General features: G+C 71.0%; 13 protein-coding genes. 7 read left to right on the forward strand and 6 right to left on the reverse strand.

The genetic code is table 11. From position 1 onward, the window contains the following. Positions 1 to 3: 3 nt before the first annotated feature. The 7 genes from NMK44_RS06850 to NMK44_RS06880 are packed head-to-tail and all read left to right on the forward strand — an operon-like array spanning position 4 to position 7,649. A complete protein-coding gene (locus NMK44_RS06850; protein WP_254739380.1) occupies positions 4 to 1,029 on the forward strand; it encodes an NAD-dependent epimerase/dehydratase family protein in 1,026 nt (341 codons plus the stop codon). Continuing rightward, positions 1,017 to 2,300 carry a DUF4910 domain-containing protein gene (locus NMK44_RS06855; protein WP_254739382.1) on the forward strand — a complete coding sequence of 428 codons (1,284 nt, stop codon included), beginning with the start codon at positions 1,017 to 1,019 and terminating at the stop codon, positions 2,298 to 2,300. Before NMK44_RS06850 ends, NMK44_RS06855 begins: the two co-directional genes overlap by 13 nt. Continuing rightward, positions 2,297 to 3,595, forward strand: coding sequence for an MATE family efflux transporter (locus NMK44_RS06860; protein WP_374215243.1), 1,299 nt, complete (start codon positions 2,297 to 2,299; stop codon positions 3,593 to 3,595). The genes NMK44_RS06855 and NMK44_RS06860 overlap by 4 nt, the downstream gene beginning before the upstream one ends. Continuing rightward, positions 3,592 to 4,539, forward strand: a complete 948-nt coding sequence (locus NMK44_RS06865; RefSeq protein WP_254739384.1) for a glycosyltransferase family 2 protein — start codon at positions 3,592 to 3,594, stop codon at positions 4,537 to 4,539. The genes NMK44_RS06860 and NMK44_RS06865 overlap by 4 nt, the downstream gene beginning before the upstream one ends. Beyond that, positions 4,536 to 5,768, forward strand: a complete 1,233-nt coding sequence (locus tag NMK44_RS06870; protein ID WP_254739386.1) for a polysaccharide pyruvyl transferase family protein — start codon at positions 4,536 to 4,538, stop codon at positions 5,766 to 5,768. Before NMK44_RS06865 ends, NMK44_RS06870 begins: the two co-directional genes overlap by 4 nt. Beyond that, positions 5,765 to 6,316: a dTDP-4-dehydrorhamnose 3,5-epimerase gene (gene rfbC, locus NMK44_RS06875; protein ID WP_254739388.1), complete on the forward strand. Its 552-nt coding sequence runs from the start codon at positions 5,765 to 5,767 to the stop codon at positions 6,314 to 6,316. Before NMK44_RS06870 ends, rfbC begins: the two co-directional genes overlap by 4 nt. A 7-nt stretch (positions 6,317 to 6,323) precedes the next feature. Beyond that, a complete protein-coding gene (locus NMK44_RS06880; protein WP_254739487.1) occupies positions 6,324 to 7,649 on the forward strand; it encodes a glutamate-1-semialdehyde 2,1-aminomutase in 1,326 nt (441 codons plus the stop codon). A gap of 7 nt (positions 7,650 to 7,656) precedes the next feature. Here the strand turns inward: NMK44_RS06880 and NMK44_RS06885 are convergent, their stop codons facing one another. From NMK44_RS06885 to NMK44_RS06910, 6 genes are all read right to left on the reverse strand, one after another. Then, positions 7,657 to 8,262 carry a phosphatase PAP2 family protein gene (locus NMK44_RS06885; protein WP_254739390.1) on the reverse strand — a complete coding sequence of 202 codons (606 nt, stop codon included), beginning with the start codon at positions 8,260 to 8,262 and terminating at the stop codon, positions 7,657 to 7,659. A gap of 204 nt (positions 8,263 to 8,466) precedes the next feature. Continuing rightward, positions 8,467 to 9,894 carry an FAD-binding oxidoreductase gene (locus tag NMK44_RS06890; RefSeq protein WP_254739392.1) on the reverse strand — a complete coding sequence of 476 codons (1,428 nt, stop codon included), beginning with the start codon at positions 9,892 to 9,894 and terminating at the stop codon, positions 8,467 to 8,469. Positions 9,895 to 9,969: 75 nt separating this feature from the next. After that, complete coding sequence (locus NMK44_RS06895) at positions 9,970 to 10,443, reverse strand: nucleoside deaminase (protein ID WP_254739394.1); 474 nt, start codon at positions 10,441 to 10,443, stop codon at positions 9,970 to 9,972. A gap of 1 nt (position 10,444) precedes the next feature. Then, positions 10,445 to 11,092 (reverse strand): GTP cyclohydrolase I FolE, encoded by a 648-nt coding sequence (gene folE, locus NMK44_RS06900; RefSeq protein WP_254739396.1) that lies wholly within the window; start codon positions 11,090 to 11,092, stop codon positions 10,445 to 10,447. A gap of 49 nt (positions 11,093 to 11,141) precedes the next feature. Then, positions 11,142 to 11,618: a 6-pyruvoyl trahydropterin synthase family protein gene (locus NMK44_RS06905; protein WP_254739398.1), complete on the reverse strand. Its 477-nt coding sequence runs from the start codon at positions 11,616 to 11,618 to the stop codon at positions 11,142 to 11,144. Between the two features lie 123 nt (positions 11,619 to 11,741). Continuing rightward, complete coding sequence (locus NMK44_RS06910) at positions 11,742 to 12,113, reverse strand: hypothetical protein (protein ID WP_254739400.1); 372 nt, start codon at positions 12,111 to 12,113, stop codon at positions 11,742 to 11,744. Positions 12,114 to 12,150 lie beyond the last annotated feature (37 nt).

Genomic DNA, 12,150 nt, shown 5'->3' on the forward strand with positions numbered 1-12,150 from the left:
ACCTTGCGCGTACTGCTCACCGGACACCAGGGCTATCTGGGCACCGTGATGGCCCCGGTCCTCATGGCCGCCGAACACGAGGTCGTCGGTCTCGACGCCGGACTGTTCGCCGACTGCGTCCTCGGCCCGTCACCCGCGGACCCCTCCGGGCACCGGGTGGACCTGCGTGATGTCACGGCCGACCACGTGGCCGGGGTGGACGCCGTGATCCATCTGGCCGCGCTCTCCAACGACCCGCTGGGATCGCTGGCGCCGGAGCTCACCTACGACATCAACCACCGGGCGTCCGTACGGCTGGCCCGGCTCGCCCGCGACGCCGGGGTGCGGCGCTTCCTGTACGCGTCGACCTGCTCGGTGTACGGCGCCGCCGGCGGGGACGACCTGGTGGCCGAGGACGCCCCGCTGCGCCCGGTGACGCCGTACGCGGAGTCCAAGGTGCGGGTGGAGGACGATCTGCACGCCCTGGCCGACGGTGACTTCACCCCGGTGTACATGCGCAACGCCACCGCCTTCGGCCACTCCCCCAGGCTGCGCGCCGACATCGTGCTGAACAACCTGGTGGGCCACGCGCTGCTGTCCGGCGAGGTGCTGGTGCTCTCCGACGGCACCCCCTGGCGCCCGCTGGTGCACGCCGCCGATATCGCCCGGGCCTTCACGGCCGCGCTGACCGCGCCGCGGGAAGCCGTGCACGACCGGGCGTTCAACATCGGCAGCGAGACCAACAACGTCACGGTCGCCGAGATCGCCGAACAGGTCGCCGAGGCGGTGTCCGGGGCGAAGGTGGTGATCACCGGGGAGACCGGTGCCGATCCGCGCTCGTACCGGGTGGACTTCTCCCGGTTCCGCGCCGCGATACCCGGGTTCGAATGCGAGTGGACGGTGAAACGGGGCGCACTCGAACTCGCCGACGCCTACCGGAAGTTCGGTCTGACCCGGGAGGACTTCGAGCAACGCTTCACCCGGCTGGCCGTGCTGCGCGCGGCGTCCGGGTCCGGCGCCGTCGACGACACCCTGCGGTGGCGCCGGTGACGGCGGTCGGCGAGGAGATGCACGCACTGGTGGAGCGGCTGTACCCGCTGTGCCGGAGCATCACCGGCGACGGGGTGCGCGCCACCCTGGAGATCGTCGGCGAGTATGTCCCGCTGCGGATGCACGAGGTGCCGACCGGGACCCAGGTGCTGGACTGGACGGTCCCGCAGGAGTGGAACATCCGGGACGCGTACATCGCCGACTCCACGGGCCACCGGGTCGTCGACTTCCGGGCGTCCAGTCTGCATGTGCTCGGCTACAGCGTGCCGGTGGCGCGGACCATGCCGCTCACCGAGCTGCGCGCCCATCTGCACACCCTTCCGGACCAGCCGTCGCTGGTGCCGTACCGCACCAGCTACTACACACCCCAGTGGGGGTTCTGTCTGGCCCAGGAGACCCTGGACGCGCTGCCGGACGGGGACTACGAGGTGCGGATCGACTCCACGCTCGCCGACGGCCACCTCACCTATGCCGAGCATGTGATCCCCGGTCAGGTCCCCGACGAGGTGATCGTCTCCTGCCATGTCTGCCACCCGTCGCTGGCCAACGACAACCTGGCCGGTATCGCGGTGGCCACGTTCCTGGCCCGTGCGCTGGCGCGGGAGACGCCGTACTACACCTACCGGTTCATCTACGCGCCCGGCACCATCGGGGCGATCACCTGGCTGGCCCGCAACGCCGAGCGGATCGAGCAGGTCAAGCACGGGCTGGTGCTGGCCTGCGCCGGCGATACGGGCCATCTGACGTACAAGCGGAGCAGACGCGGCGACGCGGAGATCGACCGGGTGCTGCAGTATGTGCTCGCCGCGTCCGAACGCCCGCACCGCGTGGACGAGTTCACCCCGTACGGCTACGACGAGCGGCAGTACTGCTCCCCCGGGTTCGACCTCGGTGTGGGGTCGCTCAGCCGGACCCCGTACGCCGGGTACCCCGAGTACCACACCTCGGCGGACAACCCGGACTTCGTCTCCCCGGAGGCGATGGCGGACACGCTCGCCGTCTGCCGCGAGGCGTTCGCGGTACTCGACCGCAACCGGCGGTACGTCAATCTCAGCCCGTACGGCGAACCGCAGTTGGGGCGGCGCGGGTTGTACGACTCCCTTGGTGGCCGCAGCGACGCGAAGCAGGCCCAGATGGCCATGCTCTGGGTGCTCAGCCTCTCCGACGGCGAGCACGGTCTGCTGGACGTGGCCGAGCGGTCCGGGCTGCCGTTCGACACCGTCGCCGCCGCGGCCGACGCCCTGCACGGCGCCGGTCTGATCAAGGCATGACGCGGATGACCACCGAGGAGGAGAGGGCGACGGCACCGGCGGGATCCACCCGGCGGGCCTTCGCCGGCCGTCTTTCCTGGGGCCTGGCCGACCAGGCGGCCTCCAGCATCAGCAACTTCGCGGTGGGGATCTACGTGGCCCGCTCGCTGGGGGTGACCGCGTTCGGCGTGTTCAGCCTCGCCTGGGTGACCTACGGCGTGGTGCTCAACGTCTCCCGGGGCCTGGCCACCGACCCGCTCGTGGTGCGCTTCAGCGGTGTGCCGGACACGGCCTGGCGCGGGGCGGTGGCCCGGTCGTCGGGCACCGCGCTCGGCGTCGGTGCCGCGATCGGCGCGGGGTGTCTGGTGGCCGGCCTCGCCCTCGGCGGCCAGGTCGGGCCCGCGTTCGCCTGTCTCGGCGTCATGCTGCCGGGACTGCTGCTCCAGGACGCCTGGCGGTACGCGTTCTTCGCCGCGGGCACGGGGAAGAAGGCGTTCGTCAACGACCTCGTGTGGGGCGTCGCGCTCGTCCCGGCCATGGTGGTGGCGGCCCGGGTGGGCAGCGTGGCCGCCTTCGTGCTCGCCTGGGGCGCGTCCGCCACGGTGGCCGCGGGGTACGGCTACGTCCAGTCCGGCATCCTGCCCCGCACGGCCCAGGCCCGCGTATGGCTCCGCGAGCAGCGCGACCTCGGCTACCGGTACCTCGTCGAGAACGTCAGCCTCAGCGGCGCGAGCCAGCTGCGTGCGTACGGGCTCGGCGCGATCGCCGGGGTCGGCGCGGTGGGTGCGGTCCGGGGTGCCGAGCTGCTGCTCGGCCCGTTCCTCGCCGTGCTGATGGGCCTCTCGCTGGTCACCGTCGCGGAGGCGGCACGGGTGCTGCGGCAGGCCCCGGACCGCCTGGGCAGATTCTGCTTCCTGCTGGGAGGCGGGCAGGCCGTCGCCGCGCTGCTCTGGGGCGGGGCGCTGCTGCTGATGCCGGACCGGCTCGGTGAGCTTGTGCTCGGCGACGTCTGGACGTCCGCCGCCCAGCTCATCGTGCCGGTCACCCTCGGTGTCGCGGGCGCCGGCCTCGGCACCGGCGCGGCGGCCGGGCTGCGCGCGCTCGCCGCGGCCCGGCGCAGTCTGCGCTGCCAGCTCTTCGCGTCCGCCTGCTACGTGGCGGGCGGGCTCGGCGGCGCGGCCCTGGCCGGCACGGTCGGCTCGGCCTGGGGCGTCGCCACCGCGACCCTCACCGGCTCCGCCGTGTGGTGGCTCCAGCTCCGCTCCGCCCTGCGCGGGCACCACCAGGACTCCATTCCCGAAGTGAGGACGCCATGACCGCCCGACCCAGGCTGAGCATCGGCCTGCCCGTGTACAACGGCGAGGAGTACCTCGCGGAGTCGCTCGACGCCCTCCTCGGGCAGACCTACGAGGACTTCGAGCTGGTCATCTCCGACAACGCCTCGACCGACGGGACCGAGGAGATCTGCCGCAAGTACGTCGCGCAGGACTCGCGTATCCGCTACCTGCGGCTGACCCGGAACATCGGCGCCGCGCCGAACCACAACTACGTCTTCACCCGGTGCCGCGGCGAGTTGTTCAAGTGGGCCTCGCACGACGACCTCTACGCCCGGGACCTGCTGCGCCGCTGTGTGGAGGCGCTGGACGAACGGCCGGAGATCGTCCTCGCCCACTCCGACCAGGCGGTCATCGACGGCGAAGGACAGGTCAAGGTCCCCTACGAGTACAAGCTCGCCACCGCCTCGCCCGACGCTCCGGAGCGTTTCCGCAGCTTCCTGTTCGAGCCCGGTGGCGACGACTTCTACGGGGTGATGCGTGCCGACATGCTGCGCCGGGTGCGGCCGCATGACAGCTACCACCACGCGGACCGCACGTTCGTCGCCCAGCTCGTCCTCCAGGGCCCCTTCCATCAGGTGCCGGAGCTGCTGTACTTCCGCCGCGACCACCCCACCCGCGCCGAGCGGGCGAACCCTTCCAAGCGTTCCCGGTGCGTCAATCTGGATCCGCGCCGGGCGGGCGCGCTGCATCCGACGCCCCGGCTGCTCGCCGAGTATGTCCTGGGCTTCGTCTCGGCGATCCGGCGGGCGCCGTTGTCCGCGGCCGACCGGCGCGCGTGCTACCGCCACCTGGGCGACTGGATGACGAGCCGGGTCCGGCCGGGCGCCGGTGAGCGGGTCGAGGACCGCGCCCCGGTCGATCCGGACCGGCTCACCGTCTCCGTCGACGACCTCGTCGCGGGACGTGAGGGGCGGCGACCATGAGACCCCCCGTACGCGTCGGGGTGTTCGGCCTGCTCGGCTCCGGCAACCTCGGCAACGACGGATCGCTGGAAGCCGTGCTCGGGTATCTGCGCGCCGAGCACCCGGACGCGATCGTGGACGCGCTGTGCGGCGGACCCGAGGTCGTCACGGCCCGGTACGGGATCCCCGCGACCCGGCTGCACTGGTACCGCGGGGAGTACCGGACCGCGTCCCGTGCGGGCTCGATCGCGGGGAAGGGACTGGGCAAGCTGGTCGACGCGGTCCGCACCGCGGCCTGGGTGCGCAGGCACGACGTCGTGATCGTGCCGGGCATGGGCGTCCTGGAGGCCACGCTGCCGCTGCGGCCGTGGGGCTTCCCGTACGCGCTGTTCCTGCTCTGCGCGTCCGGCCGGCTGTTCGGCACCAAGGTCGCGCTGGTCGGCGTCGGCGCCGCCGCGATCCGCGACCGGGCGACCCGGGCCCTGGTGCGCCGGTCCGCGCGGCTGGCCGCGTACCGGTCGTACCGGGACACCCTGTCCCGTGACGCGATGCGGGAGATGGGCGTGGACACCGCGCGCGACGAGGTCCACCCGGACCTCGCGTTCGCCCTGCCGACGTCACCGGCGGGGGCGCCCTCGGGCCCGCCGGGCCTGGTCTGTGTCGGTGTCATGGACTTCCACGGTGGCAACGACGACCGCGCCCGTGCCGAGGAGATCCACCGCCGCTATCTCGACGGCACGATCCGCTTCGTCCGCGCGCTGGCCGAGGAGGGAAGGCCGGTCCGGCTGCTCACCGGTGACGCATGCGATGCCACGGTCGTCGCCGCCATCCTCGACGCGGTGGACTCGCCGCTGGTCACCGCTGCCGAGGCGGCCTCGCTGGCCGACCTGATGACGGAGATGGCCGCTGCGGACACCGTGGTGGCGACCCGGTACCACAACCTGATCTGTGCGCTGAAGACCGGCACACCCACGCTCGCCCTCACCTACGCGGCGAAGAGCGACTCGCTCATGGCCCGGATGGGGCTGGACACCTACTGCCACCCGGCCCGCGAGGTCGACGCCGACCGGCTGCTGGAGCAATTCCGGGCGCTGGAGAAGCGATCGGCCGAGCTGCGGCGGACCCTCAGCGAGCGGAACGCGGCCGTCACCCGCCAACTCGAGCACCACTTCACCGCCTTGACCAAGGCACTCTTCCCGAAGGCCGCCCAAGCACACGCACACGCACACGCCCGGCAGGAGACATCATGAAAGCGACCGCGATCCCGGAGATCTCCGGCGCGTACCTCTTCGAACCGACCCCGTACGCCGACGAACGCGGCTTCTTCTGCCGCACCTTCGACGCCGACGTGGTCCGCTCGGTGGGCCTGGACCCGGACGCCTTCGTCCAGGACAGCGTGTCGCGCTCGGTCCGGGGCGTACTGCGCGGTCTGCATCTGCGCTCCGGCGCGGGTGAGGCCAAGCTGGTGCGCTGCTCGTACGGACAGATCTTCGACGTCGTCATCGATCTGCGGCCGGACTCACCGACGTACCGCAACGTCGCGACCTTCGAGCTGTCCGGTGAGACGCAGAAGACCCTGTACATCCCGGCGGGCTGCGCACACGGCTTCCAGGCGCTGACCGACACCGCCGACACCTCGTACCGGATCGACCGCCCGCACGATCCGGCCGAGGATGTGACGATCGCCTTCGACGACCCGGAACTCGCCATCGCGTGGCCGCTGCCGGCCGTCTCGATGTCGCGGCGGGACCGGGAGGCTCCGCGCCTCGCCGAGGCCCTGAAGCAGAAAGAGAGCTGACGTGAGCGTGGACACCGAAGAGTTCGGGCTGCCCCGGTCGAAGGCGGCCAACGAGCGGCTGCACGCCCTGATCCCCGGGGGCGCGCACACCTACGCCAAGGGCGACGACCAGTACCCGGAGAACCTCGCCCCCGTCATCAGCCACGGCCGCGGCGCTCATGTGTGGGACATCGACGGCAACCGCTATATCGAGTACGGCTCCGGCCTGCGGTCGGTCAGCCTCGGCCACGCCCACCCACGCGTGACCGAGGCGGTGCGGCGGGAACTCGACCGCGGCAGCAACTTCGTCCGGCCGTCCATCATGGAGGTCGAGGCCGCGGAACGTTTCCTGGCCACGGTGCCGACCGCCGAGATGGTGAAGTTCGCGAAGAACGGCTCCGACGCCACCACCGCCGCGGTGCGCCTCGCCCGCGCCGCCACCGGGCGCCCGCGGGTGGCCCTCTGCGCCGACCATCCGTTCTTCTCCGTCGACGACTGGTTCATCGGCACCACGCCGATGTCCGCGGGCATTCCGGCGGCGACCGGCGAACTCACCGTGACGTTCCCCTACGGGGACCTGACCGCCACGGAGGAACTGCTCACCCGGTACGCCGGGGAGATCGCCTGCCTGATCCTCGAACCCGCCACCCACACCGAGCCGCCGCCCGGGTATCTCGCGGGCCTGCGTGAGCTGGCCGACCGGCACGGGTGCGTACTGATCTTCGATGAGATGATCACCGGCTTCCGCTGGTCCGAGGCGGGCGCGCAGGGCCTGTACGGCGCCGTCCCCGACCTCTCCACGTTCGGCAAGGCGCTGGGCAACGGATTCGCCGTCTCCGCGCTGGCCGGACGGCGCGATCTGATGGAGCGGGGCGGGCTGCGCCACTCCGGCGAGCGGGTGTTCCTGCTGTCCACCACGCACGGCGCGGAAACGCACTCGCTGGCCGCCGCGATGGCCGTGCAGACCACGTATGCCGAGGAGGGCATCACCGCGCGGCTGCACACCCTCGGCGAACGGCTGGCGGCCGGTGTGCGCGACGCCGCGGCCAGTATGGGCGTCGGCGACCACATCGTCGTCCGGGGCCGGGCCAGCAACCTGGTCTTCGCCACCCTCGACGAGAACCGGCAGCCGTCACAGCACTACCGCACCCTGTTCCTGCGACAACTCCTCGCGGGCGGGGTGCTGGCCCCGTCGTTCGTGGTGAGCAGCGCGCTCGACGACGCCGACATCGACCACACCGTCGATGTGGTGGCCCAAGCGTGTGCGGTGTACCGGAAGGCGCTGGACGCCGCCGACCCCACGCCGTGGCTGGGCGGACGGCCGGTGAGGCCGGTCTTCCGCCGACTGGCCTGAGGCGATGTCAGCGGCCCTCCCACCGAACGTCGTCGGCGACCCGGTCGACCACCCACGCGGTGGCCGGTACCACCGCCAGCGCGGTGCACCAGCCGCCGAGGACGTCGGTCGGGTAGTGCGCCCCCAGGGCGACCTGCGCCCATCCCATCGCGGCACCGGCCACCAGCGCGACGGCGAGCACCAGTGATGTGCCGGCCACCCTGCCGAGGCCGAACCGGCCGGTGGCGAGCAGCGCCACCGCGAGGGCGAGCGCGGTGAGGAAGGCGGTGTGCCCGCTCGGGTAGGACAGGTTGTCGTCGCCGTGGATGGTGCGCCCCATCAGATGCTTGAGCAGTGTGGTCGCCCCCACGGCCATCCCGACGGCGCCGACGATGAACACCGCCGCGCGAGGACGCCGCAGCAGCAGACAGCCCGCCACGGCGGCCGGCACCAGCATCGCCGCCCCGGCGGGCTCCCCCCAGAAGTCCATCGCCAGCGCGACGTTCCGCCACGGCCCGCGCACACTGTCCGCCGTCGGCTCGACGATCCACCGGTCCACCGTGCCGGGCTCGCTCTGCCCGGCGAACAGCACCCCGAGCACGACGACCACCAGCGCGGCCAGAGCCGCGATCATCCCGAGCCACGCACGCGGCGCCGGGGCCAGGCCGGCGGACCCCGACGGCCTGCCGCCCCCGGTCGGCTGTCGGTGTTCCGGATGAGGGTGCGGCTTCTCAGCCGACCGGTGGGCAGCCATACATCAGCGCCTTCCTGTTCCCCTGCTCCAGGCCCTCTTGAAGACCACGCACGACTGGACGTATATGTCGGGGCTTGTCGTGCCTCAAGTCTCCCATGATGACGGGATGTTGGCCGGTCGTTGCCGGGGCTGCCCGTCCGATCCGGGGAACGAGTGGAAGATGCCCTGCGGGTCGTGTACGGCCCGCAGGGCTTGCAGCCTCTCCCAGTTCGCCGACGCGAAGGAGCGGACACTGCGCGACGGGTCGCGATCGAGATCGGCCTCACCCACGTAGTGGCCGTGGGCGAGGGGTCCGAGGGTGGTGGTGAGGGCGCTCAGCCACTCTCGGTTCCGCTGGTCGGCGGTCTCGTCGGCCCAGATCGCATACGGCAGGACCAGAGTCTTCCCGGCCATCGAGAAGGCGGCGTCGGGCAGGCGACCGCCGTGGAGGGACGGTGGCGAGGGGCAGACGAGGATGACCGACTCATCGGATGGCGCGTCGGCTGCCGCCCGGGCGATGTGGTGGAGGAGATCCCCTACGGGTGCGTCGGACCACAGCGCGTCTCCGCTGTAGCGTCGGCCGTCCGGCAGGAGTGGCGGACTCGCGTCGAGCAGTCCGGGCAGTGTGGTCGTCGCGCTGGGGGCCCTGGCCGCCCCGGTCTCGGCCATGAGCTGATGGAAGACCTGGTGGAGTGAGCCGTCGGCCTCGCCGGCCGAGTCGCCGAACGCGATGGCGCCGACCTCGAGGCTGCCGGTCCCGCCGAGGGAGCCGGTGGCCGGGGCGTTCGCGCGTATCAGCACCCGTAGCTCCACCGAGTCCGGGAGGACCGGTGCGACCCGGTCGAGCCAGGCACCCACAGCCGGGGCCGCTGTCAGTGGATGGACCGTGGAACTGGTCCGGATGGCCGGTGGTGCGGGATACAGCCGCACCGTGAACCGGGTCGCGACACCGAAGAAGCCGGTTCCCGCCCCCCGGGCCGCCCAGAACAGATCGGCGTTGTGGTGGGCATCAGCAGTGACCACCTCACCTGCAGAGGTGACGAGTTCCAGTGATTCCAGACTGGAACAGGCGGGGCCCCAGGTGCCGAGATTCCATCCCAGCCCGCCCGCGAGCAGATACCCGCCGAGGGCCACAGTGGCGCAGTGCCCCACGGGAAAGGCCAGCCCGTGCTCGGCCAGCGCCGTGGCGAGGTCCAGCGCCGTGACGCCGGGCTCCAGGGTGGCCGTGCGCTGTCGCGGGTCGATCGAGACCTCACGCATCCGGGAGAGGTCGATGAGCAGCCCGCCCTCCCGCAAGGCCGAGCCCCACAGACTGTGGCCACCTGCCCGGACCGCGACCTTCATTCCCCGGCCGCGGGCGTAGTCCATCGCCGCGCTGACATCCTGCTCCGATGCGGCCTGCACGATGAGGTCCGGGCCACGGTCGGGCTTTCGGGCGTTCCACACCGCGTCGCGCCGAGCGGTCTCGTAGCCGGCTTCGCCGCACCACAGTTCCCGGCCGCGGCTGTCCGGGGGAAGGAGTGTGCTGCTCATAGCGCGCGGGATCTCCTCAGCATGTCAGCATGCGCGTGGGTGTTCTTGCGTCACCGTTCCTGCCTGGTCCGGACATCAGCAGACGGGAACGGTCTCCAGTCCGGCGAAGACAGCCCGTCCCTCTTCCCGCAGGACATCGCCGATGATCTCGATCCCCGCTTCGGCGAGTGCGGTCAGATGCTCCGGGGCGTTGGCCAATTGGCGGATGCCGCAGGCTTGGGCGTCGGCCACCCGTGCCGCATACACGATCCGGGATACACCGGCCCAGAAGCACGCGGCCAGACACATCGGGCACGGTTCACAGGAGGTGAAGACCGTCGCGCCGGCCAGGTCGATCCGGTCGAGCGCCCGGCAGGCTTCCCGGAGCGCGTTGACTTCGGCGTGCCGTGTGACGTCCTGATCGGCGAACACCGTGTTGTGTGCGGCGGAGATGACCTGCCCCGCCACGACGACGCAGGCCCCGAAAGGCAACTGGTCGGCCCGGATGGCGCTGTGTGCCTGATCGAGCGCGATGCGCATGAGGCTGGTGTCCTCATCGGAATACGACATCTCAACTCCGCTCATATCGCGCGCCGGCCGGAGCGACCAGGTGCAGGAATTCCGAGCGTGCGGGGCCGGTCTCCAGCAGCCCGCGGAAGGAGGAGGTGTAGGTCGACGAGCACTGCTTCTCCACACCCCGCATCATCATGCACATATGGGATGCGACCACGACGACTCCGACACCGGCCGGGGCGAGGGCCACGTCGAGCGCGTCCGCGATCTGTTCGGTGAGGCGCTCCTGGACCTGGAGGCGATGGGCGAACATGTCGACCAGCCGCGGGAGTTTGGAGAGCCCGACAACCCTTCCGGTGGGGAGGTAGGCGATGTGTGCGCGGCCGAAGAACGGCAGCATGTGGTGCTCGCACTGCGAGTAGAACTCGATGTCGCGGACGACCACCAGATTGTGGGTGTCCTCCTCGAATATCGCGTCCCCGATGACGTCGGAGACCTTGACGCCGTACCCCTCCGTGAGGAACTGCATCGCCTTGCGCACCCGCTCAGGAGTCTTTCTCAGACCCTCCCGTTCCACATCCTCACCGATCAAGCCGATCAGCTCACGCACGAGCGTCTCGATCTGCCGGTTCCCGTCGTCGATACCGTTCGACAGCCCGCTCTCCGCACCCAGTTGCACCACTGGGTCGTTGGCGACTGATGTCATCGTGCCCTCCTCGGATGGAATGCGAAGTCCATGCCGCGTCCTACGCGTCCTACGGAACGGGTCGGTAGGACGCGGCATTGACGTGTGTTTCGGACACCTTGACCTGGGTGATCGACGCACCGCTGGCATGGGAGATCGATTCCAGGGTTGCCCGGGCCACGCGGAACACCAGCTCGGCAACGTTCTCCACGGTGGGAGCTGTCAGATCCGCCGCCAGCTTCTCGGCATCGGTGGGATCGTCCTGCGCTCCGAACCGGAAGATCTTGCACTTCTCCTCGCCGAGTGCGCCGACGAGGGGGTCAGCGGCACCCAGCATGGTGCCGTGGTCGAGCCATGTGTCGATCCACGTCCTGATCCCGGCTTTGAAGTCGCCGAACTCGGCCACGGTGCCGCGGTCGGTCCGCGGTGCGGACACCGTGACCTCACACCACCAGGAATGACCGTGGAGGTTCGTGCACTTACCGCCGAGATGGGGCAGTCGATGAGCTGTCTCGAAGTTGTGGCGAACGGTTACCGAGTGCGTCATGCGCACCTCCGTACGGTGTCAGTCGGCCGGAGAGGCCGCGATGTGGTGGGGGTGCGCACGTGCATCGGGACCGACGCCGACGGGAGCCCACCTGTACTCGACCCGTCGCGCAGGCACCGCGACTCAGTCGGCGACGCTCCAGGTGACCCTGGCTCCGCCCTCGTCGACCACCGCCACAGCGGTCTCCAGCACGGGCAGTCCCTTGCCGATCAGGTAGTCGCCGAGCTCCCGCGCCACGGCCTCGCATGACGCCGAGCCCAACTCCCGCTCCCCGGCGCCCCACCACTGCCGCAACTCCTCCGCCAGATCCATGAACTCGATATCGCGGTCGTCATGACGGACCAGGACGTCCGCGCGCACACGGAAGACATGCCGATGCCGGCTGGCGAGATGAGAGCGCGCGGGCGGTGCGGCCGGGTAGCGGTGGTAGCCGGGCAGACGTTCCTCCACCCACACCGACGACCTCACGGCGCGACCCGGCAGTGCATCGGTCATCGCGAATTCCCCAATCAGCCGTGCGACATGTGTCGCA

The sequence above is a fragment of the Streptomyces cucumeris genome (assembly GCF_024295805.1).
Classification (GTDB): domain Bacteria; phylum Actinomycetota; class Actinomycetes; order Streptomycetales; family Streptomycetaceae; genus Streptomyces; species Streptomyces cucumeris.